Source organism: Bacillus sp. SSR7 (assembly GCF_055902415.1).
The window spans coordinates 36,367-60,059 of record NZ_JBVVXV010000013.1 but is presented as its reverse complement, the minus strand read 5'-3'; the positions used below and the strand labels follow the sequence as shown (position 1 = coordinate 60,059).

The window sequence follows — 23,693 nt, the reverse complement described above, 5'->3', positions numbered from 1 at the left end:
TAGTGTATTTCTTTTTCATACTAAATGATTATGTAACTACTATAATTATTATATCCAAAAAAGAAAAATCTTGTCAAATCTATGAAAATAAAGTATACAAGGAGGCTTTCCCCTATGATTCAAAAATTAATACCAACTTCTCACAAAACCGCTGCTTCTATTTTAAACATTCAAATACCCGCTTATGAAATCGAAGCAAAATATATAAATAGTACAGCTATCCCTCGCCTTTATGATACTGTACCCGATATTCAATCATGTGATGAAATTTTCTATGGCTATTTTTATGAAGATACACTTGCCGGGTTTATCTCTTTTAAAATTGAAAAAGACGAAGTTGATATTCATCGTTTAGTAGTATCCCCTGATTATTTTCATAAGGGAATTGCTACAAAATTACTGCTTTATGTATTTGACATGTTCTCCCCTTCCAAAACATATATTGTACAAACAGGAAAAGAAAATACACCTGCTCTGTCTTTATATAAAAAACATGGCTTTATTGAAGTAAAGAATATCATATTACCCGATGGAGTGGTTTTAACTTCACTTAAAAAATCAGAAAACAACAAATAGTTTGACTCATCAATTTATTTATGTTATCTTTTACTTTATAAAACCTTTTGCTGAGTCCAAAATTTGGAGCGGGGGAACCATTTTTGTAGCTTTGCTACTTGGGGCGAATCTTATTTAAGTAGGGAAACTCTCACTTCCCGAGTCCGACAGCTAACCTCGTAAGCGTAATGGGAGAGGAAGGTGCTTTTTGCCTATGTTACACATTTTGCCTCCTTAATAATAAATATGGGATCGATACCAAATAGTCACCTATATTTATAGAAAAGGAGAAATGCACTATGTTACGTTTATCTGATCACGCAATAAAAATGATGGAGCAAAGACTTCGACTCGAACAACATCGCACATACCAAGCAAATAAAATTGTAGATAATTTACATCACAAATACTTCTTTCAACATATTTTTCAACCGAAAAGATAAAGAAACCATACGTATAGTATAATGTAATACAAAAAGCTTTGCGATTCTAAATCGCAAAGCTTTTTGTATTACTATTAAAAATAATTTTCCATTAACTTATTCATCCAATCTGGCACACGAGCATTTTCTCTTGTATCAAAAGCAGCAATATATGGTTTTATATCTAAAATTGCCGTTCGATCATTAGCGTCTAATCCTTGCACAGTCATAACGTTATTATCAATCGATAATATTTCAACAGTAGTAATTCCAATAGGGTTTGGGCGATGCTTTGTCCGCTGAGCAAAACATCCCTTTTCATCAAAATCACTTAATCCCCTTGGCTTTCTAGCCCACAAATGTTTGTTTTCTTCTTGAAAATCATTCATATAAAAAATAACAATTGCATGAGAATAATCCTCAAGACCTGCTAATCCTCCAATATACTCTGGATATATTTTGATGTTTGAAATAATACTTCCCCAATTACAATACATTTTCTCATCTATAGAAGATTGTACTTCACCAATCTTCACCATACTCACATGAACCATTTTCCTCCCCCTTCATATAACACTACCTACTTTCTCGCCTTCACAATAAAAGTAGTTGGCACCATTCTAGCTTTATATAAAGAATAATATTTCGTAGACGGCTCAGCTAGTTCTTCATCAAACAAGCTCGATGGTTCAGGCTCTTCTATTCTCTCAATTGTAAATCCGGCTCTATGTAACTCATTTATGTATGTACTTATTTTTCTCTTATATAATGTCGCTTGTACATCCTCCCCTTTAAATGTTTCAAACGTAATAGGAGTTTCTTCATGATAAGACGAACTTAAAGCAATCTCCTCTGTTCCATACATTAAGTTTGAATATATGGGATGCTCCCAGCTAAAAATAAAACTTCCTCCTGGCTTTACATATGAATAAATCAGTTCCAACGTTTTTCTTAAATTCGAAGTCCAACCTAATGCGTAAATGGAATATACCATATCAAAATACCCTTTCGGAATATCTCCTTCTTCTTCCATTGCTCCACATATTAACGTCGGATTCCAACTCTTTAACGTTTCATTCGCTGTTTTAATTTGTTCACTAGAAAGATCAAGACCCCATAACTCTTCCGCCCCATGCTCTGCCATATATTGCAGCGAATGCCCACTTCCACAACCAATATCAAGAACCTTTTTATTTCTAATTGAATCGAACAAATGAATTTCCTCTTCAGACGCTGTATACGGACCATATTTCGGCAAACAATCTACTTGAAAGAAATAAGGTGCAACCGTATCCCAACACTTTTTATTTAATGCTAACATTTGCGTACCTTTCATATGCTACATTCCCCCATCCAATTTTCTTTCCCTAATATAAATTAGACATTATAACCCGATCTCCCTTTTCTCTTTGCTCGGTAGTTTTTCACTTTTGCAATCGTACCGCAAGCTCTTCCTCCTTCTTCTCCAGCGTACATACCGCACCATCTTTTACTTCCATTTCGTGAATTGTCATAAAATACCCAGCGGCAATCTGGACATGCTTTTAACCTCCCCCATAAATTTTCTTGAACTGCTATTAAAACAATGCTTAATACTTTTGTATATACAGTTTCTTCGTGTATTGGTTCATACGTAATACCTTTCATATCTTCCATTATATGTACATGAAATGGATATTTCTCTAACCACTTTTGCAATGATCCTTCACCTTCAATTGCCGCCCGAATATCTTTTCGAAAACTTTTTAATTCTTCTATCGTATGAAATGGAAGCTCTTCATGAAAATATTCTTTCATAAAGAGCTTTATATCCTCTTCTGTTTGCAGCAAATCAATTGCTTCTCTCGTATCGTTTGGTATTCTCCATGTATTTAAAAATTCTCGAATATACTCTAATTCGTTTGGTGCGTTTTGGCTCAATTCCATTCACCTTCTTCTTAAAATTTACTTTTTTCTGACTTTGTGTATAATTATAATATAAAACAGTTAACCATCAAATGATTTTACTGGTTACATAATTAGGAGGGGTTTTATGAAAAGTTTCTCAATACCAATACGTTTCATGCTTATTTCTTCATTTTTTATGTCTTTTGGGTATTTTGCAGTATACGCATTTTTAGCTATTTATCTATTAAGCTTTCTTCATTTTTCAACTTTTCAAGTCGGAACAGTGTTGACAGTTATAATAATTACATCACGGGTTATCCCTTTATTCTCAGGTTTAATTGCTGACAAAATAGGCTATATCATTATGATGATAGCCGGATTATTTTTAAGAGGAATCGGATTTATCGCTTTAGGAATATCCTCTGATTTCTATACAGTTTCTATTTCTTCTGCACTTATTGGCTTCGGAACTGCATTTTACGAACCTGCTGCGCGCGCTATATTTGGCTCACAGCCAGCTCATTTGCGAAAAAATTTATTTACATATTTAAACCTTAGCCTTAATTGCGGTGCAATAATCGGACCAATTGCCGGAGGGTTCTTACTCTTACTCGATCCAATCTATGCTTTCTCTCTAACAGGATCTCTTATGCTGGTATTTGCTTTAATCTTTTACTTACTTAAAAACCACTTCCAAGTCACTACTGAAAACACGTCTATCACACTAGGAATACAGGCTATCTTACAAAACAAACCTTTTCTTCTGTTTTCATTTATCATGATTTTCTTCTATATTATGTTTACTCAGCTTACTGTCGCACTTCCACTTCATATGAAAAACATTAGTAATAGCAATCAGCTTGCTACACTCGTTATTACGATAAATGCAATAACAGGCGTCATATTTATGGTGTTATTTCGAAAACTATTTCACACGTACAACACGCTATCAATTATTAAATACGGTATTTTATTCATGGGGATTTCCTTTTTACTCATCCCTTTATTCCAGCACCCATATTGGTTATTTATTTGTGTAATTTTATTTACAATTGGTGAAACACTCGTATTACCTAACGCTGATATTGCTATTGCAAATTACAGTAACGAAACCTATACAGCTACTTACTTCGGATTTTATCAACTATCACTCGCATTTGGCTTTATCATCGGTAATTATACCGGTACATCTTTTACAGCCAACTTAAGCGGAATGTATACACCATGGCTTATTTTCAGTGGAATAGGACTTATTGGTTTTATTTCATTACATATTTTAAATATGAAAAAGGATTTCCTAAAGAAGATATATGCCTACTGTAAAAATACTAATTTACGGCAATAAGTAAACTTTCAATCCCCCTTAAATTGGATATACAGCCTGTATTATTTTACATATTATGGTACAATCGAAAGGAATGCTCACTAAACATTTACATAAAACACTAGCAGTCTAACAATACCAAAATCAAAAATCACATAGAATCGGGGGATGTTATGAAAAAGAAATTACTTGTTCTTCTATTCACTGGAATCATATTATCAGGATGTTCAACTATAGTAGAAAATTCTTTAGAAACCGGAAGCGGCAGTATGGAATTATTAACACCAACGATTACAACAAAAGATAATGAATTAGAAATTAAGACCGAGGGCATTGATGAAAATAAAGTGACTTTTATTTATGTTGCTAATAAAAAAGTGTTGGAACAAAAGCTAAAGAATGGTGAATCCTACAACCTTAACATTAAAGATATCGAACACGCTCATCGGACAGACTACAAACCAAAAGTTCAACTTTTGCAAACGAAAGATGATCATAATGATGGAGAAATAGTTACCTTTAAACAAGTTAGATATACGGTTAAAAACTAATTTTAAAGTTGTTTCATTATAAATGTAACGAACGAAAATATACTTTTAACAGTGGATACATGTAAGGGGTGTTAACATGAAAAAACGATGGATTTCTTGGTGGATTGGTAACCTATTTTGGATTATCGTTTTTGGAATATGGGCCGCTATTATTTGGCTACGAGAGGTTGATGGTGCTGGTGTTATTCAAACACCTGAAATTAAATCCATATCACTTATCGTTTTATTAATCGCGTTTATCATACCAGTATTTTTTCAAGTTATATGGCTAATTATTAATTTGAGGATGAGTAGAAAAAATAACTTTACGACTTAGTCTTTTAATTAACTAATAAACACTATTTATAAAAAAGAGAGGAATCTACATCAAAATAGATTCCTCTCTTTTTCATTTGGACTTATACTGCGCTTTTCATGCAGCACTACTCCTCTTTTTTACGATGCGTGTTCATCTTTCTTCTTCATTAACGCTCTTTTCTTCATCGCCTTCGTTAAATATCCGCCTTTAAATGAACGAATTTCATAAGAAGACATAAACGCTTTCGGTGCAATTTCATTAATAATTTCTAACAGTTCTTTTTCTCTAGAACGCTTTGCAACGATATCTAAGCGATAACGTATCGAATTAATACCTTCACCTTCAAATACAGTAACGCCAAATCCAGAGTGACGTAATTCATCTACTAATTCATTACAACGGTCTAGTAAACTAACTTGATACGTAATATAACCAATTGCTAATTTATTCTCTATATAACCGCCTAATAACAGTCCCGCACTAAAGCCAATGACATAGGCAACGATGTTCATCCAATTTGATAAATCTTGAAACACAATACCTAAACTGACAATGTAAATAGCTCCTTCTAACAATCCTACGCCAGCAGCGGATCTTGTTTGATTCTTTACAAGCAAAATCGTACGAATTGTTAAAATGGGAACGTAAATAATTTGAAGCACAAAAATAAGTAGCGCTTGTAACATTGGTATCCACCTCTTTCAAAAAGTCTTTTGTCATGATAACATACATAACCTTTAGAAATCGATGGGTTTTTAAATTTTTTTTTATTATTTTTCATACTATTGAAAAATGCAAAAAAGAAGCGTATTATATTTGTCGTTAATTTGGTTACTTGTATCATATCAATAAAATAAAAAGGAACCCCAATTAGGTCCCTTTCATCATAGCTCTATGTTTTTCGAAGTATGTTCCCTTTTCTTCTCTTCTTCTTTCACTACCTGCATATTTGCATAAGCTAAATTCGCAATCATTAAAAAGTGACCACCTAAAATGCCTGTACCGAATGCCCACATTTCCATTTCATGCTCAATTTCATACATGATGATAGCTCCTAAAATGGCAGCTGCAAATCGGTTTAAAACTCCTAATCCGGGAGCCTTTTCTTTCATTACGATACTTTTCCCAAGTTTCTCCACTCTGCGAGCTAATAACCAAAGGCAATATGCACTTACAGCTAATCCGATACCAAACCCTGTTACTTGTTTTCCAAACGGAGTAATCGTCCACATAAGTAGTAAACCACTAAAGATTACATACAATTGTAATCGATATACACGTAAGGCTTCTTGAATCAAAATATCCGCTCCTAAGTTCTCATTTTTTGTACTTTAGAAGAAAAGCAGCAACTTACACAGTTGCTGCTTTCTCTTCTTCTTGTTCTTGTTCCATCTTACGAATTTCAACACGTTTAATTTGGTAAGCGTCTTTTTCTAACACTTTAAATTCATAACCTTCTGCCTCAACGTGTTGTCCTTCTTCGATTTCATGATTTTGCATCATAATCCATCCACCGATTGTATCCACATCATCTTCTTCAATGTGTAATCCAAATAAATCTTTCACTTCTGAGATAAGCACTTTTCCATCAACAATGATATGTTGCTCGTTCACATGTTGAATTGGTGGTGCTTCATCTTCATCATATTCGTCACGAATTTCGCCGACGATTTCCTCCAAGATGTCCTCAAGCGTTACAATTCCAGCTGTTCCTCCGTACTCATCATATAAAACAGCCATCGGAATTCGCTTCTTCTGCATTTGAAGTAATAAATCGTGAATTGGAGTCGTTTCCATCACTTCAATAATCGGACGCATATACGAGCGAATAGATGATAAATCTTTTTGATCCTCGGTCATATATCGAATAAAGAAATCTTTTACGTTGACCATACCGATAATATCATCTTTATCTTCTCCAAAAATCGGATAACGTGTGTATCGCTCATTTTGGATTACTTTCATGTGTTCTTCTACTGAATCTTCCAGGTAGAAACCAACGATTTCTGTTCGCGGTACCATAATCTCTTTTGCAATACGATTATCAAATTCAAAAATGTTATTTACATACTTGTATTCAGCCTGATTAATTTCGCCACTTTCATAGCTATCTGAAAGGATAAGGCGTAATTCTTCCTCTGTATGAGCTACTTCATGTTCTGAAGCTGGTTTTAAACCGAATAAGCCAGTTACAACACGCGCTGAACCGTTCAATACCCAAATAAATGGATACATTACTTTGTAGAACATCATTAATGGACCTGCCAATAATAACGTTACCCTTTCAGCCTTTTGAATTGCCATCGTTTTCGGAGCTAATTCTCCTACTACAACGTGTAAATACGTCATAATCATAAAAGCAAGACCAAATGTTAATACTGATGAAATAGAAGGGTTTAAGTTCCATTTCTCAAATAACGGGTGTAATAACTTTTCAATTGTCGGTTCACCTAACCAACCTAATCCCATAGCTGTAACTGTAATACCTAATTGACAAGCAGATAAATATTCATCTAAATTTGTTGTTACCTTTTTCGCTGCTAAAGCACCGCGTTTTCCTTCTGCAACAAGCTGATCAATACGACTTGAACGTACTTTTACAATCGCAAACTCAGCTGCTACGAAAAATCCAGTAAATGCGATTAAAATCGCAACCATGACTAAATTAAATATTTCCAATGAATCCCCTTAGTTAAAAAACTAAGGTGTCCACCTCCTGTATACTATAATGTTTTCTTATTTGTTTCTTAGAAAACATAGCCCGATACAAAAATTAAAGAGGTCGGATTTCACTTTTTCTATAATAATAGAGCAAGTGTCTGTATTAAAGCTGTCGTTTGACCAGATAAAGATTTCGATATTTTTTCACGTTGTGAATCAGTCAATCCATCTAAAAGCGGCTTTAACTCTGTTAACTCTGCTTCTAATCGATGAATATGGTCTGTCACTTCATTCACTTGTTTCGAAACGTGTTCATTGATACCGAGCAGCTTCTTCTTCTCCTCGATTTTCTCTTTAATCTCACAAAGCGGCATATGCATTTCTTTGCACTTCTCAATAAATTGTAATGTTTCAAATGCTGTTTCGTCGTAATAGCGATAATTAGATTGAGATCGCTCCGCTTTTAAGATACCTAGATTCGTATAATAATCAATCGTTCGTTTCGACACGTGAGCCATGAGAGCCAACTGTCCGATTCGATACACCTTCCCAACGATCTTCCCCCCTTGTTTATATTACTAACATCATACAACACATAAACTGTACAGTCAAACGTGACGGTTTATTATTCATAATTTATACAAAATTCCAAGACCCGCCCTATTATTATTCCATACAAGTAATCTACACTTATACAAGAAAATTACTAAACTATTACTTCATCACTACATTGTCTGCAACTTTTAACCTTTCTTATTAAAAAACATATCCTATTAATAATGATTGCTTCTATAGGAGATGATTAACATGAGAAAGACACTTATTTCTCATTTTTATAATGAAGAATACCTACTTCCATGGTGGCTTATGCATCACACGAAAATATTCGATCACGGTATTTTAATTAATAGAGGTTCTACAGATCGTTCAGTTGAAATTTGCAAATTATTTGCTCCCCACTGGGAAGTACGAGATTCAAGATTCCTTGAATTCGATCCCACTAATACTGACATTGAAGTAATGGAAATTGAGAGAGAAGTTTCAGGTTGGAAGATGGTATTAAATACTACAGAATTTCTTTGCTGTAACAATGTAGAAGAATTTTTCTCATCACTTCATACGTTAGGCCAAAATATGTATGCGATTAGAATGATTGTCATGATTGATAAGCATGATTATAATTATTCAAAACTAAGATATTCTATTCCATTAGTAGAGCAACGATACCATGGTCTTTTTCCTTATAAACCAGAAATCGGCTGCGCCTGGAGATTTATACACAATCATCTTGATGGCGCATATTTACCAGGCAGACATTTTACGCGGCACCAACCTATCGTTTATAACTCCCCTTCATTCATTTTCAAATTTTATTTTAGCCCTTGGAACGAACATACAAAGGCAAGAAAATTACAAATTACACCCACCCTTTCAAAAAAGGGCGTTCGAATGGGACTTCAAAAACAATATGGTCGGTCCTCTGAAGAACTCGAAGCTCGATTTTTAATGTTAACTAATGCAACACAGGATCTACGTAATCACCCTGAGTATCAACAATTATTCCCTAAATTCAAATCTTAATATTTCTCATCCGATCATGCTTCACACATTTTTACGCACTTAGTCAAAAACAAAACCATTTGCATACAATATGAATACTGTATATATTATATTTTTTATTTTAGGAGGAAAAAATGAAAGCTGTTATTCTTGCTGGTGGATATGGGACAAGGATTGGGGAAGAAACACATTTAAAACCGAAACCTATGATTGAAATTGGAACAAAGCCTATTTTATGGCACATTATGAGTTTGTATAGCCATTACGGCATTACAGAATTTATTATTTGCTTAGGGTATAAAGGATATGCAATTAAAGAGTTCTTTCTAAATTACAACTTACACATGTCAGATTTCACGATACATTTAAAGGATAATACAATTACTAGCCATTCTCATCGTGTAGAACCGTGGAAAGTTACACTAATCGATACCGGTGTAAATACAGAAACGGGAGGACGAGTGAAAAAGATTCAAAATTTTGTTGGAGACGAACCTTTCTGCCTCACTTATGGCGATGGATTAAGTAACGTAAATATAAAAGAACTTATTGCATTTCATAAAAAGCATGGAAAAATGGCAACTGTTACCGCCGTACAACCTCCTGGTAGATTCGGTTCTCTCATATTAGATAAACAGTCTGTAACATCCTTTCAAGAGAAGCCACTTGGGGATGGCGGATGGGTTAACGGTGGATTTTTCGTTTTAAATCCTGAAGTTTTCAATTACATTAGTGGAGATAAGTCTGTTTTTGAAACAGACACTTTAGTTCAGTTAGTAAACAAAAACGAACTATCAGCATATCAACATACTGGTTTTTGGCATCCGATGGATACATTGCGCGATAAAAATAAATTAGTCGAGCTATGGGAAAGTAATAACGCTCCGTGGAAGGTTTGGTAATATGGCTTCATCATCTTTTTGGAATAAGAAAAAAGTATTTATTACGGGACATACTGGATTTAAAGGTTCCTGGCTCACCCTTTTCTTAACTTCTTTAGGTGCAGAAGTAGTTGGCTTTTCTTCTCATCCCCCATCTATTCCTAACCTTTTTGAACAAGGTAACGTAGCAAAAGAATGCATAACAATTCATGGCAACATTACAGATTACGATTCTTTATTCCACGCCCTAAAGCAACATAATCCTGACATACTATTTCATTTAGCAGCCCAGCCAATCGTCACCACTTCATATAAAAATCCTATCGAAACATTTAAAACGAATGTTTTAGGTACTGTTCATGTATTAGAAGCGGCAAAACATATAGAAAGTATACGTGGCATCATTAATGTTACAAGTGATAAATGTTATGAAAATGACGGGAGCGGTAACCAAGCATTTGTAGAAAGTGACCGGCTAGGAGGTTTCGACCCTTATAGTGCTAGTAAGGCTTGCGCTGAACTAGTGGCAACATCCTATCAAAAATCATTCTTCCGCACGAATACTCAGAAACTCGCCTCAGTAAGAGCAGGTAACGTCATCGGCGGTGGTGATTGGGCAGAAGACCGATTATTCCCAGATGTCATTCGTGCATATTTACAAGATGGTACATTAACTATTAGAAACAAAAACGCTATTCGCCCGTGGCAACACGTATTAGATCCTTTACATGGCTATATCCTTTTAGCTGAAAAACTTTGGACAGACGCTGCATATGCAGAAGCGTGGAATTTCGGTCCGATAAACGAACCTAACCGAACAGTTCATGACGTCATTCAATCTATAATAAAATTATGGAATAAACCATTAACAATCCTTTCACCTCCTACAAACACTCCTTATGAATCACCTATTTTAACACTCGACAGTACAAAAGCAGTAAACAAACTCGGCTGGACTCCTAAGTTATCAACAGATAAGGCTATCGCTTGGACTGTTGATTGGTACAAAAAATATGCATCTGGTGAAAATATCGAATCTTTCACGCGACAACAAATCGATGCATTCAAAAATTTATAAGGGGGCTATAAAATGGAACAGAAAAAATGCCGTTTTTGCCACTCATTACTCACAAACACTTTTTTAGACTTAGGTGTTTCTCCTCTCGCTAACTCATTTGTTTCTCCAGAAAACTCATATAAAATGGAACCATTTTATCCATTGCACACATTTGTTTGTCACTCTTGTTTACTCGTACAATTAGATGAATTTGAATCTCCGCACAATATTTTTCATGACTATTTATACTTTAGCTCTTACTCATCAAGCTGGCTACTGCATGCTAAACAATATGTAGAAATGGCGATTAAGCGCTTCCACTTAAAGAAACATTCAAAAGTGGTTGAAATTGCGAGTAACGACGGATATTTATTACAATACTTTCAAAAAGAACATATCGAAACGTTAGGAATTGAACCAGCACAAAATGTAGCAGAAATTGCGATTCAAAAAGGAATTCCTACCGAAGTGAATTTTTTCAGCAATGACTTAGCAAAAAAATTACCGCAAGCCGATTTAATCATCGCTAATAACGTATTAGCACACGTTCCGAACTTGCATGATTTTGTCGCCGGTTTAAAAACATTATTAAAACAAGATGGCACGATAACAATTGAATTCCCGCACTTACTAAACCTCATATCCTTTAAACAGTTTGATACGATCTACCATGAACACTTCTCCTATTTCTCACTTATAAGCCTTCAAAAAATTTTAGCTCATCATCATTTACAAATTGTCGATGTAGAAGAACTTTCAACACACGGTGGTTCCTTACGGATTTTTGTAAACCATCTAAGTGACCCATCCTCTATCCATTCCAATGTTGCAAAAATAATTCAGAAAGAAATAGATCATGGTCTAGATACATTAGATTGCTATCTACTTTTTTCTAAACGCATCGAACAATTGAAAATAAATATTTTACAGTTTTTTATCGAAGCGAAAGTTTTAAACAAACAAATTATCGGTTACGGTGCACCTGCTAAAGGGAACACTCTTTTAAATTATTGCGGGATAGGAAAAGAATTTCTAGCTTATACAGTAGATAAAAACCCCCACAAGCAAAATCTTCTTCTACCAGGTACCCGCATTCCCATACAATCTCCAGAAGAAATAAAACGTACAAAACCTGATTACATTCTCATACTTCCTTGGAATTTAAAAGATGAAATTATGAAAGAATGCTCTTTCATTCGTGAATGGGGCGGCAAATTTTTAGTAACAATACCAGAAGTTGAGGTAATTGAGCCATGAAAAAAATTCTTGTAACAGGCGGTAGTGGATGGATTGGTAAATATGTTGTACATTCTCTTATCCAAAAGGGCTATGAAGTGCACGCCACTTACAATACAAATAAGCCTTCTCACCTTTCTTGCTGTTGGCATAAAGTAAACTTACTTTGCGATAAAGAAATAGAAAAACTCATTTACGACATGAAACCTAGTCATCTCATTCATTTAGCTTGGGAAGCAGTGCCTCCAGCATGCTACGTATCCATTAATAATTACTATTGGCTTACATCCAGTATCTCATTGATCCAACACTTCACAACATGCGGCGGAAAGCGAGTCGTCGTTGCCGGTACTGGCGCAGAGTATGAATGGTTTAACGGTGTATTATTTGAAGATTCACCGCTTCTTTCTTATAAAACCCCGTATTCATTATGTAAAAATGCACTACACTCCTGGCTCCAAACGTACGCCAAGCAAACCGGTCTCAGCATGTGTTGGGGCCGCATTTTTCATATGTATGGCCCTCACGAACAAGGGAATCGGCTCGTTTCTAACATTATCACTTCTTTATTAAAAAATGAGGAAGCACTATGTACACATGGAAAACAATCAAGAGATTTCCTCCATGTGAGCGACGTCGCTGATGCTCTCATAACAGTATTAGAACACGGTGTTACAGGCACAATCAATATCGCTTCTGGTCAATCTGTACAAATTAAAGAATTAGCATCTATCATTGCTAAAAAGATAGGAAAAGAGCATTTAATTAAACTGGGCGCGATCCCTTTCTCTACAGATGAACCTTTATTTGTCGGGGTTCATGTAGAGCGTTTAAAAACTGAAGTAAACTGGAAACCAACATACGATCTAAATACAGGAATTGAAGAAACAATTTTATGGTGGAAATCATTTATACAAAAACATAACGATATGCATCACTAAAACGTAAATCCTTCGTTCCTCTCGCTAATTCCTTATACCATTCTTCTAATCTTTCCGGCGTAACAATATGATGCGTACCCATTCCCCCATGCTTACTAGCTTCAGAAAGAGTCGGACCAATTTGTAACTTTCTCTTTCTCATTGCATCGTTCCACGGACTAAACCCAAACCATAATATACAAGCAAGAGGTGGATAAATCATAGACTCATGCGCAGATAAATGTCTTCCAACCGTATAACTTCCATGTTCATGATTATGAATAAATCTGCCTCTTCTCCATAGTCTCCACTCCTCTGGTAAATAACCATGAAATCGCTGTTTCATTAAGGGTAGTCCAAAGTTAAGTTCCGGATAATTGTAGTTAGGATCATCGACCATAACAAGCCCTTCCAGCCAATACATCCTCCCTCCCAATTCATTTAGTGATTTCCAAAACTGATTTTTATCTTGCACACAAAGAAACTCGGTCGTATTTAAAATCATTTTCCATCCTTTTACTTCTTGTTCTATCCTCATCACTTCATGATCTGTCGCATATGCATCAAACTCCGGATTTACAGAATCTCGCACTTCCCAGTGTGGCGCGAATTTTTTACAAATTTCAACCGAACGATCTGTTGAGCCTTTATTAATTAAAATGCCATGATCAAACAATTTCGTATGATGAGCAAGCCACCACGGTAATAAATACTCTTCGTTATAAAAATGAGAAATAACGGTTGTAGTTATAATAATCTCCTCTTTCTCTATTAATCTATTTTTCACCCTACAACCAATATACTCATAAACGAAAAATATGTTTCCTATATTAATAACCAAATAGTATTACTAATATTTTTGTAAGTTTTCCTTTGGTACCCAGCCATCCTCACCACCTGTTTTTTCACACCAAACCCATCCATTCAATTCTTCTATTCCAATCACTCTTTCTCCAATACTTACATTTAATTCTTTGGCAGTATATGGTTTTATAATAATTCCTGTTCCATTCATATCTTTTCTTATAATTTGCTCCGGAACCCATCCTTTCCGGTCATATTTCTCTTCGTGACAAAACATCCAGTTTTCCCAATTTTCAGGACCATCGTAACTCTCTATCATTTTCACTACATCCCCCTCTTCTAAGCGAATTGGATCAGGATAATTGCTCACATGTGATTTTATCACGATATATTTCATAACAGCCTCCAATAATCAGAAAATTAAGTTATAATATCATTATAACTTAAGAAGGAGGAATACACATGTACTACAACACTTCATTCGAAAACGATCAACCAGTAAGCCGTCTATAAACTAAGACGGGCATTCATATAACACGTGCACTATGCCTCGTCTTAGGGAACTCATCATACCCTAAAAATAGACGGAGGTACTTTACATGAAACAAACAATTTTAGGAGCTATATGTTTATCACTAGCAGCTAGTATATGGGGCGGTATGTACGTTGTTAGCAAATATGTACTCGACTTTATCCCACCACTAACACTCGTTTGGCTACGCTTTATCATTGCTTTTGTTGTTTTGTATATGATTTTAAAAATAGCTGGAAAAAAACAAAAGAAAAAAGTAACCATTCGTAAAAAAGATTGGCTATTATTCGCTTGGATTGGATTTATCGGATATTTCATTTCGATCACTTGTCAATTTATCGGAACAAAATTATCTGACGCTCATACAGGCTCGTTAGTCACATCAGCTACACCTGCATTTATGGTTATATTCGCAGCGATCATTTTAAAAGAAAAACTAACCGCTCGTAGACTGTTATCTACTATCATAGCGACAATCGGTGTCATAATCGTAATCGGATGGGATATTGAAATTGGCTCCTATTTTATCGGTACAATCATCTTAGTTGGGGCAGCTATTACGTGGGCTTTACTATCTATTTATGTAAAGATTGCTTCAGCTCAATTTTCATCTTTAGTGATTACAACGTACGCCATATTCTTTTCACTCTTTTTTATTACACCTTTTATGATATGGGAATTACAATCAAGCCCGATTGAACATATAAGCCTATATGTACTATTAGGCATACTTTATTTAGGAATCGTCTCAACGGCAGGTGCCTTTTTCCTTTGGAATAAAGGATTAGAATTAATGGACGCTAGCATCGGCTCATTATTTTTCTTCTTCCAACCTATCGTTGGGTCATTACTTGGTTGGCTCTTATTAAATGAGACATTAAATAGTAACTTTTTTATTGGTGGTATTCTTATTATATGTAGTGTTTTCATTACTACTTTTGAAAAGAAATGAAAAACAGGCAGAGATTCTTAGTCTCTGCCTGTTCGCATTATTGGATCCTGGTCGTGAAAACCAATACAAATCGGTATATTATTTTGCACTTCACTACGTACACTTATAAAACTACACAGCGTTTTAGCAATTAAATATAAAGTGATACCGATTGCTTTTTCACTTTTATCAAAGCCATTTTCAGTATACATATCTGCTAATTCTACAGATCCCGGCCCCTCAATATTATATGTCCATTCAGATGCCCAATCGTCATCCTCTTCTTCCATTGGAAAATACTCCTCACAAATATAAAACTGACTATCCCATTCATTATTAAGATCATACTCAAAATAAATCGCTTTTGCCTCTTCACTAGTAGCAATTTGTATAGCTTCATTCAATGCTAGTCGAATACTTTCCTCATATGCCCCTAAATGAATTGCTTTAATTCGCTCTGCATATTCTGTAGACGCTAACATGCAACAAATATCATAATACTTCGCTTCTATTTGCTCTACTGCTAACGAAAAGACATTCTCTTGCATCTCTTCTAAATACTGAAATATATCCACGCTAAATACTCTTCACTCTTTACGCACCCCAATGAGATGGAGGGGACAATAATTTCGGCAATTTCGTATGTTTGTCCCCTCTCGCCGCATTCACTTGAACTTGCGTCAGAAAAATACTATTTGTAAAATCAGCCCCACGAATATCTGCATCTCGCAAATCTGCTCCGATGAGATCTGCACCGCGTAAGTTAGCACCATTTAAGTTAGCCGCAATTAAATACGCTCCTCTTAAATTCGCTCCTTGCAAATCTTTCTTTTTCAAATTAGCTCCCATAAGGTCTGCCCCGCGGTGAATGATTCTTTTCTTACACGCAGTATTCATTTCCTTCCATACTAATTCGCTCGTTTCTAAAAGGAGAATGTTCACTTCCGCTCTGTGTAATGGAACATTTATTTTCATTAACTCATCTGGATTTAAATTCGAAAGTCGCTCTGTCTCCTCAATTGCGGTCTCCAGCTCTTTATGAATTGGCTGTGTTGCCTTTAAAAGAATCGCTTCATTCAAATACCAAAGCATTTCATGAAGTTGATGCATAACCGGAAAAGCATCGTACATTTTTCTTGCATGCTTTGCATCTTTCCGCCAATCAATTCCTTTAAACGTAACTTGAGAGATTTTCTGCCCAGCACCGAAACATTCAAATACTGTACAACCTTTATAGCCATTTCCTCTAAGATTTTTATGTATACTACATTTATAATCTGATTGTAAGTTAGAACATGGCTTCCCACCATCTTTATTCACCGCAAAATCTACCGATGCTGCGAACGGTAATGCAACGCAACATAGACCGAAGCATGTTTCGCAGTTTGCTTTTAAATAATCGTTATGATTAGTCAAAATGTATACCCCCTGTTGTCTTTTGACTATTTCATAATATTCCAACTGTAATAAATAATCAATTTTAAAATAAATTAGCATCTTTCATTTCAATTCATAACTTTATCATTCGATTTCCTTTCAATTGAAAAGGACTATTTCTATTTAATGAATTATAATTAAATTATAAATTTTCTAACTAAAAGGAGACTTATTATGGCACTAGAAATGAAAACAAACTGTCAAATTTGCAATCAATCGCTCGAACAAGATTCTGAAGCATACATTTGTGTATATGAATGTACATTTTGCGCACCATGTACAGAAGAAAGACAAAACGTTTGCCCAAACTGCGGCGGCGAGTTAGTACGTAGACCGAAAAAGAAACAATAAAAGCAAAGCGATATCGCTTTGCTTTTGTTTTGGCATCTGAAATTATATATTTAAAAACTTCACACAAACAGGCTCTGGCACAGCAACATCAGATTGTAAAAGTGTTAACTTACCTGTAAATTCATCTCTTGAAAACAACACAAGATTATGCGACTTTTCATTTGTAGCAACAAGGAACTTTTCAGTAGGATCTAATACAAAGTCTCTTGGCCAATTTCCTTCTGTAGATGTATGTTCAACAAATGTAAGCTCACCTGAATTTTGATCCACACTGAAAACAGCAATACTATTATGACCACGATTACCTGCATATACAAAACGGCCGTCAGAAGAAATATGAATCGCACTTCCTTGATTATTTTCACCAAACGCGGCAGGAATGGTAGAAATATACTGTAACTCTGTAAAAGCCCCTTCTTCCGGATTATATGTTAACGTAATGACTTCCGAACTAAGCTCCGTCATCACATACGCATACTTTCCATTCGGATGAAAAGTAAGATGTCTCGGACCACTTCCTGGATTTACAGACAAGCTATTCACTTCTTTTAATACACTATCTTTTATTTCATACGTAATTAATTTATCTATTCCTAAATCAACGCCCACTACATACTTTTCATCAGGCGTATATCCCGCATAATGTGCATGTGGTTTTTCTTGTCTTTCTTTATTCGGACCTGAACCTTCATGTGTCATAATAGATGCGGCAGGATTTACAGTTCCATCTTCTTCATTTACTTCAAAAGACTCAATCGTTCCTTTATGGTAATTTGCTGTAACTACTGCTTGATTTCCACTATCAACACTAATATGACAAGGCGAAGCCCCTTCTACTACTTGTCTATTTTCTTCCTTTAGCTCCCCTGTTTGACTATCAATTGAATAAGCAGCTACACCGCCAGATTCGCCTTCCTTAACAACGGAATAGAGACATTTATTATTTCGGTTAATCGTTACATATGTAGGGTTATCCAGCTTTGCCGCAAGTGCTACATTACTAATTTTTTTGGCTTCCGTATCTAAAGTAAACTTATATATTCCTTCACTATTTTCTTTCGTGTATGTTCCAACATATCCAATAAACTCTTTGTTATCCTTCATTTTCATAACCCTCTCTCCCTATATTTTTCATTCATCTTACTTCTTATAATGTTTTATGTTGAAAGAGTATCCTAAAAAATCGGAGTACCTCTTTATACGTTAACACATTTTCTTGTTAAATAGCCTTTAAACCCACTTTTTTTGGTACGCTGCTATACTTTCATATTCTTCTTCCAATTGACGAGACAGACGAATATAGATTGGTGTTAAATCTTTATACTTTTCCACACTTTCCATGTTTGGTTCATGGTGGAAATTCGCACCTACCATTTCAGAAACTACATGCAACGTATCTACTTCACCTAAACTATATAAACCGAGGATGGCAGCTCCTAAGCAAGAGCTTTCAAAACTTTCCGGAACATATACGTCTTGATGGAAAATATCTGCCATCATCTGCCTCCAAAGTTCCGATCTTGCAAAACCACCTGTCGCTTGAATTTTTTTCGGTTCACCAATTAGCTCTTTTAAAGCAAGAAGAACGGTGTATAAATTATAAATTACTCCTTCTAAAACAGCACGGATAAGATGTTCTTTCTTATGATGCAATCCAAGTCCAAAGAAAGATCCTCGCGCATTTGCATTCCATAAAGGAGCTCTTTCTCCTGCTAAATACGGGTGAAATAATAAACCGTCGGACCCCGGACTCACTTTTGCTGCTATTTCAGTAAGCACTTCATATGGATCTTTTCCTAAACGCTTCGCAAGCTCAATCTCTGAAGTGCCTAATTGATCACGAGCCCACCTGAAAATCATACCACCGTTATTAACTGGTCCACCAATTACCCAATGGTCTTCAGTTAAGGCATAACAAAAAATTCTACCTTTCGGATCTGTTACAGGGCGATTTGTTACAGCACGTATCGCACCACTTGTACCAATTGTAACAGCCACAACACCAGGATCAATTGCATTTACACCTAAATTGGATAGTACTCCGTCACTCGCTCCTACTATAAAAGGAGTAGAAACAAGTACATTCATCTCTTCGGCAAGCTCTTCATCTAATCCTGTTAAACTGTGCGTTGTTGGAACGAGTTTAGAAAGCTTGTCATCTGTAATTCCCGCAACATGTAAAGCCTCTTCATCCCATTTTAAAGATTTCAAATTAAACATCCCTGTTGCTGATGCTATAGAATAATCAATTACATACTCTTTATATAACTTGTAAAAAACATATTCCTTAATAGAAATGAACTTATAACTTTTTGCGAATAATTCTGCCTGTTCATTCTGTAACCAAACTAATTTCGAAAGTGGTGACATCGGATGAATTGGTGTTCCCGTACGCAAATAAATTTCATGACCATTCATATTACTCTTTATTTTCTCAGCCCAGCTTGCACTTCTATTATCTGCCCAAGTGATACATCTCGTTAACGGCTTTCCTTTTTCATCTACAGCAATGATACTATGCATTGCCGAACTAAAAGAGACACAAAGAATATCATTCGGCTGTACATTACTTACTCGTACAGTTTCTTTAATCGTATGTATTACTGCATGAAAAATTTCTTCTGGGTCTTGTTCTGCTATTTCAGGCGTAGGAGAATATAAAGGATATTCAATTCCATGACTTGCAATAACAGATCCATCAGTAGAAAATAGAACCGATTTTGTACTAGTTGTCCCAATATCTACACCAATCATATATTTTGAGCTCACCATTTCTTCCTCCTAACAAAAAATTGCTACAGTATCCTAATCATATAAGAACCATAAAAATATATTTATTTTATCTATTCATAACGTTATGCGCTAAAGTTATCTCTCTCAATTCATATAAAAATATCCTTATTTTAAACAAACATATCGAGTAGTAAAACTCCTCCAAAAGCGATAAATGAAAGTAATGTTTCTAATACTGTCCATGTTTTAAATGTTTCTTTCACTGTTAAACCTAAGTATTCTTTTACCATCCAGAACCCAGCGTCGTTTACGTGTGAAAACATTAATGCTCCTGCACCTGTTGCAATGACGAGCAACTCTAAATTCACACCTGTCGTATTTTCAACGATTGGTGAAACGATGCCCGCTGCTGTTGTTAAAGCGACTGTCGCTGACCCTGTCGCAATTCGAATCAATCCTGCTACTATAAATGCTAATACAATTGGAGATAATGCTAAATGCTCAGACATTTGAGCAATAGCATTGCCTACGCCACTATCGATAAGAATTTGCTTAAATCCCCCGCCAGCACCAATAATCGCAACAATTGAACCGATTGGTAATAAGCTATCTTCTGTTACCTTCTTAATAGCCTTTTTATCGATACCTTGACGAAATCCAAGAAAATAAAACGCTGCAAAACATGCAATCAATAGCGCAATGATAGGACTACCGATTAATGTAACAGTCTTCATCAAAGTAGTAGAAAGAGGCAAATAAGGAGCTGCTGCAGCTAAAACCATTAACATAACAGGTAACAAAATAACTAAAAATGAAACTCCTATTCCTGGTAATTTCATTGATTTTGTATTTACACGAATCAATTCTGGCTCATTTTCAGGAATTACACGTTTGTGAATCCATTTAGCGAATATAGGACCTGCAATAATCGCTGCAAAAAATGTAATAATGAGTGAATACAATAGTACCTTCCCAAGGTTCGCTTTATAAATACCAATTGCAACGATTGCCCCTGGATGCGGAGGAACAAGGCCGTGTACGACAGATAGCCCTGCAATTGCTGGTAACGCTATCAATAAAATATTTTGTTTCGTAGTTTTATGAATTGAAATTACTAACGGCAACAATATTAAAATACCCACTTCAAAAAACACCGGAATTCCAATAATAAAACCTGCAATTAACATTGCCCACGGTAAGTTTTTTATCCCAAAGGATTTAATAAAGAACTCTGCCACTTGCATTCCAGCACCTGACTCTGCCATCATTTTCCCTAAAATTGTACCTAATACTAAAATACCTACTAAATGCCCAAGAACACTGCCAACTCCCGTTTCATAAGCACTCACTATTTTATCCATTGGCATTCCAGACATAACTGCTAAAAACAAACTTGCAACCGTTAAACTAATAAACGCATGCCATCTCCACCACGACACCCCTAAAATAACAATTACAATTGATAATAATGTAATCATTAAAAGGTACATATTCATACTTAATCCCCCTTTATGTAAACCCTTTCAAAAATACTGTATAATGAAAAGAACCTATATAGTTCTTACTTGATTAAAAGATAGCTTTACATATTGATATGCACTTAAATGCATCCTCACATTATAATGATTTATACAAAAAGAATCTCCCTTATCAGAGATACACTTTAACTCATCTCTCTAATAAGGGGATTTCTCTTTCATCATTATAATGTTATTATGGTAAACGCTTCGCGTAAGCAAATTTTCCTTCTTTAAAAGTGAATGACGCTTTCTTCTCTTGCCGTTTTCACGTCGTAAGACTACAAACTCGGGATCCATTTTAAACGATGAAGTTACTTAGGATTTGTCCTCTCATGAAAAGCAATTTTCGGAAAGCCCCCTCACTTTCATATATTATAATTTAGGAGCTTTCGCCCAATCCGCAGCAAACTTCTCAATACCTTGATCTGTTAATGGGTGCATAGCAAGTTGTTCAATTACTTTATAAGGGATTGTTGCAATGTGAGCACCTGCCATCGCTACACGAGTTACATGATCTGGGTGTCTAACAGAAGCCGCAATAATTTGTGTATCTAATTGATGAACATCGAATAATTCAGCAATTTTAGCAACTAATAATACGCCATCTTCAGAAATATCATCTAAACGTCCTAAAAATGGAGAAACATACGTTGCACCTGCTCTGGCAGCTAAAAGAGCTTGGTTCACAGTGAAAATAAGTGTAACGTTCGTTTTTACACCTTTTTCAGTAAGATAGCGACAAGCTTCTAATCCTGCTAGCGTCATCGGAAGTTTTATTGTAACTTTCTCATCGCCGCCGTTAATCTTAATCAACTCTTCTGCTTGAGCAATCATTTCTTCAGCTGTAACAGCATCTGGCGTTACTTCTGCCGAAACTGATTCAACTTTAGGCACTGCCTGACAAATTTCTGCAATACGGTCTTCAAACTTAATGCCCTCTTTTGCTACTAAAGACGGGTTCGTTGTAACACCAGCTAAAACTCCAAGTTTATATGCTTTTTTTATGTCCTCAAGATTTGCAGTATCAATAAAAAACTTCATGATCTATTCCCTCCATTTTTTAAACGTTAACGAGTTATAATTGTAAGATGTTTATTTCTTTTCTACTGCATGTCCGCCAAATTCATTGCGCAGAGCTGCTACTACTTTTCCTGTAAATGTATCATTGTCTAATGAGCGGTAGCGCATTAATAAAGACATTGCGATAACAGGAGTTGCTGTTTGAAGGTCTAATGCTGTTTCTACTGTCCATTTTCCTTCACCAGAAGAATGCATAACACCCTTAATTTCATCTAATTTTGCATCTTTAGAAAATGCATTTTCTGTTAATTCCATTAACCAAGAGCGAATGACTGAACCATTGTTCCATACTCTTGATACTTTTTCATAATCGTAGTCAAATTCACTTTTCTCTAGAATCTCAAATCCTTCACCAATAGCAGCCATCATGCCGTATTCAATTCCGTTGTGAACCATTTTTAAGAAGTGACCACTACCAGCTTTTCCAGCATATAAGTATCCATTTTCTACAGCAGTATCTCGGAAGATAGGTTCAACGATATCCCAAGCTTCTTGATCTCCTCCGATCATGTAACAAGCACCATTACGAGCGCCTTCCATTCCGCCAGAAGTTCCTGCATCCATAAAGTGAATACCATCTTTCTTTAATTGCTCATATCGGCGAATTGACTCTTTATAATGTGAATTACCCGCTTCAATTAAAATATCTCCTTTTGATAAAAGTGGTGTAACCTCATCAATAACAGAATCAACAACAGCGTGTGGTACCATAACCCAAAGAATTCTTGGTGATTGTAATGACTGAACAAGTTCACTTAAACTAGATGTACCTGTAGCCCCGTACTCTTTCATTTCTTCCACTGCACTTGCATTTAAATCAAATGCTGCTACTTCATGTTTATGATCCATTAAATTTTTCCCTAAATTTAATCCCATTTTACCTAACCCAATTAATCCTACTTGCATAATATAATTCCTCCTCAAATTATCTTTTATTAAAAATTCATATCACT

At 35.4% G+C, this 23,693-nt stretch carries 28 protein-coding genes and 1 riboswitch; of the genes, 12 read left to right on the top strand and 16 right to left on the bottom strand.

Features of this window, described 5'->3' with window-relative positions; all coding sequences use genetic code 11:
* The first annotated feature begins 114 nt into the window (after positions 1-114).
* Entirely contained in the window at positions 115-576 is a 462-nt protein-coding gene (locus AC0NJG_RS20545; RefSeq protein ID WP_474063346.1) for a GNAT family N-acetyltransferase, read from the top strand.
* Positions 577-614: 38 nt separating this feature from the next.
* Positions 615-757, top strand: a riboswitch (cyclic di-AMP (ydaO/yuaA leader).
* Positions 758-854: 97 nt separating this feature from the next.
* Positions 855-998 carry a hypothetical protein gene (locus tag AC0NJG_RS20540; protein WP_000945244.1) on the top strand — a complete coding sequence of 48 codons (144 nt, stop codon included), beginning with the start codon at positions 855-857 and terminating at the stop codon, positions 996-998.
* A gap of 74 nt (positions 999-1,072) precedes the next feature.
* Here AC0NJG_RS20540 and tsaA read toward each other — a convergent pair whose 3' ends face one another.
* The 3 genes from tsaA to AC0NJG_RS20525 are packed head-to-tail and all read right to left on the bottom strand — an operon-like array spanning position 1,073 to position 2,897.
* Positions 1,073-1,531: a tRNA (N6-threonylcarbamoyladenosine(37)-N6)-methyltransferase TrmO gene (tsaA, locus tag AC0NJG_RS20535; RefSeq protein WP_087954850.1), complete on the bottom strand. Its 459-nt coding sequence runs from the start codon at positions 1,529-1,531 to the stop codon at positions 1,073-1,075.
* 26 nt (positions 1,532-1,557) lie between these two features.
* Positions 1,558-2,313 (bottom strand): class I SAM-dependent methyltransferase, encoded by a 756-nt coding sequence (locus AC0NJG_RS20530; RefSeq protein ID WP_143881345.1) that lies wholly within the window; start codon positions 2,311-2,313, stop codon positions 1,558-1,560.
* Positions 2,314-2,354: 41 nt separating this feature from the next.
* The gene (locus AC0NJG_RS20525; protein ID WP_140421308.1) at positions 2,355-2,897 is read right to left on the bottom strand and encodes a CGNR zinc finger domain-containing protein; all 543 of its coding nucleotides are present in this window, start codon (positions 2,895-2,897) and stop codon (positions 2,355-2,357) included.
* A gap of 112 nt (positions 2,898-3,009) precedes the next feature.
* Here AC0NJG_RS20525 and AC0NJG_RS20520 point away from each other — a divergent pair, with 112 nt between their 5' ends.
* From AC0NJG_RS20520 to AC0NJG_RS20510, 3 genes are all read left to right on the top strand, one after another.
* Positions 3,010-4,209, top strand: coding sequence for an MDR family MFS transporter (locus AC0NJG_RS20520; protein WP_308901297.1), 1,200 nt, complete (start codon positions 3,010-3,012; stop codon positions 4,207-4,209).
* Positions 4,210-4,361: 152 nt separating this feature from the next.
* Positions 4,362-4,739 (top strand): hypothetical protein, encoded by a 378-nt coding sequence (locus tag AC0NJG_RS20515; RefSeq protein WP_087954843.1) that lies wholly within the window; start codon positions 4,362-4,364, stop codon positions 4,737-4,739.
* 76 nt (positions 4,740-4,815) lie between these two features.
* Positions 4,816-5,055: a DUF3923 family protein gene (locus tag AC0NJG_RS20510; protein WP_071725109.1), complete on the top strand. Its 240-nt coding sequence runs from the start codon at positions 4,816-4,818 to the stop codon at positions 5,053-5,055.
* Between the two features lie 119 nt (positions 5,056-5,174).
* Here the strand turns inward: AC0NJG_RS20510 and AC0NJG_RS20505 are convergent, their stop codons facing one another.
* The 4 genes from AC0NJG_RS20505 to AC0NJG_RS20490 all read right to left on the bottom strand — a co-directional run bounded on the left by AC0NJG_RS20505 (position 5,175) and on the right by AC0NJG_RS20490 (position 8,243).
* The gene (locus AC0NJG_RS20505) at positions 5,175-5,723 is read right to left on the bottom strand and encodes a DUF2179 domain-containing protein (RefSeq protein ID WP_000938438.1); all 549 of its coding nucleotides are present in this window, start codon (positions 5,721-5,723) and stop codon (positions 5,175-5,177) included.
* Positions 5,724-5,921: 198 nt separating this feature from the next.
* Positions 5,922-6,335, bottom strand: coding sequence for an ATP synthase subunit I (locus AC0NJG_RS20500; protein ID WP_087954842.1), 414 nt, complete (start codon positions 6,333-6,335; stop codon positions 5,922-5,924).
* A gap of 52 nt (positions 6,336-6,387) precedes the next feature.
* A complete protein-coding gene (locus tag AC0NJG_RS20495) occupies positions 6,388-7,716 on the bottom strand; it encodes a hemolysin family protein (RefSeq protein ID WP_000402271.1) in 1,329 nt (442 codons plus the stop codon).
* Positions 7,717-7,835: 119 nt separating this feature from the next.
* Positions 7,836-8,243 carry a MerR family transcriptional regulator gene (locus AC0NJG_RS20490; protein ID WP_000285637.1) on the bottom strand — a complete coding sequence of 136 codons (408 nt, stop codon included), beginning with the start codon at positions 8,241-8,243 and terminating at the stop codon, positions 7,836-7,838.
* Between the two features lie 262 nt (positions 8,244-8,505).
* Between AC0NJG_RS20490 and AC0NJG_RS20485 the strand changes: the two genes are divergently transcribed.
* The 5 genes from AC0NJG_RS20485 to AC0NJG_RS20465 all read left to right on the top strand — a co-directional run bounded on the left by AC0NJG_RS20485 (position 8,506) and on the right by AC0NJG_RS20465 (position 13,373).
* Positions 8,506-9,279, top strand: a complete 774-nt coding sequence (locus tag AC0NJG_RS20485; protein WP_048550434.1) for a glycosyltransferase family 2 protein — start codon at positions 8,506-8,508, stop codon at positions 9,277-9,279.
* Between the two features lie 113 nt (positions 9,280-9,392).
* On the top strand, positions 9,393-10,160 hold the full coding sequence (gene rfbF / locus AC0NJG_RS20480; protein ID WP_001969081.1) for a glucose-1-phosphate cytidylyltransferase: 768 nt from the start codon (positions 9,393-9,395) through the stop codon (positions 10,158-10,160).
* Position 10,161: 1 nt separating this feature from the next.
* On the top strand, positions 10,162-11,217 hold the full coding sequence (gene rfbG / locus AC0NJG_RS20475; protein WP_143881347.1) for a CDP-glucose 4,6-dehydratase: 1,056 nt from the start codon (positions 10,162-10,164) through the stop codon (positions 11,215-11,217).
* Positions 11,218-11,229: 12 nt separating this feature from the next.
* Positions 11,230-12,453, top strand: a complete 1,224-nt coding sequence (locus AC0NJG_RS20470) for a class I SAM-dependent methyltransferase (protein ID WP_143881348.1) — start codon at positions 11,230-11,232, stop codon at positions 12,451-12,453.
* On the top strand, positions 12,450-13,373 hold the full coding sequence (locus AC0NJG_RS20465; protein ID WP_140421310.1) for an NAD-dependent epimerase/dehydratase family protein: 924 nt from the start codon (positions 12,450-12,452) through the stop codon (positions 13,371-13,373). Before AC0NJG_RS20470 ends, AC0NJG_RS20465 begins: the two co-directional genes overlap by 4 nt.
* On the opposite strand, the gene AC0NJG_RS20460 is transcribed toward AC0NJG_RS20465, so the two are convergent.
* Together AC0NJG_RS20460 and AC0NJG_RS20455 are read right to left on the bottom strand one after the other, a co-directional pair.
* Positions 13,342-14,139: a glycosyltransferase family 2 protein gene (locus tag AC0NJG_RS20460; protein ID WP_087954838.1), complete on the bottom strand. Its 798-nt coding sequence runs from the start codon at positions 14,137-14,139 to the stop codon at positions 13,342-13,344. The two genes, AC0NJG_RS20465 and AC0NJG_RS20460, sit on opposite strands and share 32 nt — an antisense overlap.
* 63 nt (positions 14,140-14,202) lie before the next feature.
* Positions 14,203-14,553, bottom strand: coding sequence for an SH3 domain-containing protein (locus tag AC0NJG_RS20455; protein WP_143881349.1), 351 nt, complete (start codon positions 14,551-14,553; stop codon positions 14,203-14,205).
* A 202-nt stretch (positions 14,554-14,755) separates the two neighbouring features.
* Here AC0NJG_RS20455 and AC0NJG_RS20450 point away from each other — a divergent pair, with 202 nt between their 5' ends.
* Positions 14,756-15,640 (top strand): DMT family transporter, encoded by an 885-nt coding sequence (locus AC0NJG_RS20450; RefSeq protein WP_087954836.1) that lies wholly within the window; start codon positions 14,756-14,758, stop codon positions 15,638-15,640.
* A gap of 17 nt (positions 15,641-15,657) precedes the next feature.
* Here the strand turns inward: AC0NJG_RS20450 and AC0NJG_RS20445 are convergent, their stop codons facing one another.
* Together AC0NJG_RS20445 and AC0NJG_RS20440 are read right to left on the bottom strand one after the other, a co-directional pair.
* Positions 15,658-16,194 carry a hypothetical protein gene (locus AC0NJG_RS20445; RefSeq protein WP_087954835.1) on the bottom strand — a complete coding sequence of 179 codons (537 nt, stop codon included), beginning with the start codon at positions 16,192-16,194 and terminating at the stop codon, positions 15,658-15,660.
* A gap of 19 nt (positions 16,195-16,213) precedes the next feature.
* Positions 16,214-17,035, bottom strand: coding sequence for a pentapeptide repeat-containing protein (locus tag AC0NJG_RS20440; protein WP_474063345.1), 822 nt, complete (start codon positions 17,033-17,035; stop codon positions 16,214-16,216).
* Positions 17,036-17,230: 195 nt separating this feature from the next.
* Here AC0NJG_RS20440 and AC0NJG_RS20435 point away from each other — a divergent pair, with 195 nt between their 5' ends.
* On the top strand, positions 17,231-17,407 hold the full coding sequence (locus tag AC0NJG_RS20435) for a DUF1272 domain-containing protein (RefSeq protein ID WP_001162798.1): 177 nt from the start codon (positions 17,231-17,233) through the stop codon (positions 17,405-17,407).
* Between the two features lie 42 nt (positions 17,408-17,449).
* Here AC0NJG_RS20435 and AC0NJG_RS20430 read toward each other — a convergent pair whose 3' ends face one another.
* The 5 genes from AC0NJG_RS20430 to gnd form a co-directional block, all read right to left on the bottom strand.
* Positions 17,450-18,517 (bottom strand): lactonase family protein, encoded by a 1,068-nt coding sequence (locus tag AC0NJG_RS20430; protein WP_443651052.1) that lies wholly within the window; start codon positions 18,515-18,517, stop codon positions 17,450-17,452.
* Positions 18,518-18,637: 120 nt separating this feature from the next.
* Positions 18,638-20,179 (bottom strand): gluconokinase, encoded by a 1,542-nt coding sequence (gntK, locus tag AC0NJG_RS20425; RefSeq protein WP_474063344.1) that lies wholly within the window; start codon positions 20,177-20,179, stop codon positions 18,638-18,640.
* A gap of 131 nt (positions 20,180-20,310) precedes the next feature.
* Entirely contained in the window at positions 20,311-21,636 is a 1,326-nt protein-coding gene (gene gntP, locus AC0NJG_RS20420) for a gluconate permease GntP (protein ID WP_474063343.1), read from the bottom strand.
* A gap of 396 nt (positions 21,637-22,032) precedes the next feature.
* Positions 22,033-22,701, bottom strand: a complete 669-nt coding sequence (fsa, locus tag AC0NJG_RS20415) for a fructose-6-phosphate aldolase (RefSeq protein ID WP_000667676.1) — start codon at positions 22,699-22,701, stop codon at positions 22,033-22,035.
* A 51-nt stretch (positions 22,702-22,752) separates the two neighbouring features.
* Positions 22,753-23,646, bottom strand: coding sequence for a phosphogluconate dehydrogenase (NAD(+)-dependent, decarboxylating) (gene gnd, locus AC0NJG_RS20410; RefSeq protein ID WP_001195912.1), 894 nt, complete (start codon positions 23,644-23,646; stop codon positions 22,753-22,755).
* Positions 23,647-23,693 lie beyond the last annotated feature (47 nt).

Coding starts and splice junctions, on each gene's coding strand:
- rfbF (WP_001969081.1), top strand. CDS start 9,393: ATGAAAGCTGTTATTCTTGCTGGTGGATATGGGACAAGGATTGGGGAA.
- AC0NJG_RS20455 (WP_143881349.1), bottom strand. CDS start 14,553: ATGAAATATATCGTGATAAAATCACATGTGAGCAATTATCCTGATCCA.
- AC0NJG_RS20450 (WP_087954836.1), top strand. CDS start 14,756: ATGAAACAAACAATTTTAGGAGCTATATGTTTATCACTAGCAGCTAGT.
- AC0NJG_RS20530 (WP_143881345.1), bottom strand. CDS start 2,313: ATGAAAGGTACGCAAATGTTAGCATTAAATAAAAAGTGTTGGGATACG.
- AC0NJG_RS20430 (WP_443651052.1), bottom strand. CDS start 18,517: ATGAAAATGAAGGATAACAAAGAGTTTATTGGATATGTTGGAACATAC.
- AC0NJG_RS20435 (WP_001162798.1), top strand. CDS start 17,231: ATGGCACTAGAAATGAAAACAAACTGTCAAATTTGCAATCAATCGCTC.
- gnd (WP_001195912.1), bottom strand. CDS start 23,646: ATGCAAGTAGGATTAATTGGGTTAGGTAAAATGGGATTAAATTTAGGG.
- AC0NJG_RS20520 (WP_308901297.1), top strand. CDS start 3,010: ATGAAAAGTTTCTCAATACCAATACGTTTCATGCTTATTTCTTCATTT.
- AC0NJG_RS20515 (WP_087954843.1), top strand. CDS start 4,362: ATGAAAAAGAAATTACTTGTTCTTCTATTCACTGGAATCATATTATCA.
- AC0NJG_RS20470 (WP_143881348.1), top strand. CDS start 11,230: ATGGAACAGAAAAAATGCCGTTTTTGCCACTCATTACTCACAAACACT.
- AC0NJG_RS20540 (WP_000945244.1), top strand. CDS start 855: ATGTTACGTTTATCTGATCACGCAATAAAAATGATGGAGCAAAGACTT.
- rfbG (WP_143881347.1), top strand. CDS start 10,162: ATGGCTTCATCATCTTTTTGGAATAAGAAAAAAGTATTTATTACGGGA.
- AC0NJG_RS20510 (WP_071725109.1), top strand. CDS start 4,816: ATGAAAAAACGATGGATTTCTTGGTGGATTGGTAACCTATTTTGGATT.
- gntK (WP_474063344.1), bottom strand. CDS start 20,179: ATGGTGAGCTCAAAATATATGATTGGTGTAGATATTGGGACAACTAGT.
- gntP (WP_474063343.1), bottom strand. CDS start 21,636: ATGAATATGTACCTTTTAATGATTACATTATTATCAATTGTAATTGTT.
- AC0NJG_RS20465 (WP_140421310.1), top strand. CDS start 12,450: ATGAAAAAAATTCTTGTAACAGGCGGTAGTGGATGGATTGGTAAATAT.
- AC0NJG_RS20545 (WP_474063346.1), top strand. CDS start 115: ATGATTCAAAAATTAATACCAACTTCTCACAAAACCGCTGCTTCTATT.
- tsaA (WP_087954850.1), bottom strand. CDS start 1,531: ATGGTTCATGTGAGTATGGTGAAGATTGGTGAAGTACAATCTTCTATA.
- AC0NJG_RS20505 (WP_000938438.1), bottom strand. CDS start 5,723: ATGTTACAAGCGCTACTTATTTTTGTGCTTCAAATTATTTACGTTCCC.
- AC0NJG_RS20485 (WP_048550434.1), top strand. CDS start 8,506: ATGAGAAAGACACTTATTTCTCATTTTTATAATGAAGAATACCTACTT.
- fsa (WP_000667676.1), bottom strand. CDS start 22,701: ATGAAGTTTTTTATTGATACTGCAAATCTTGAGGACATAAAAAAAGCA.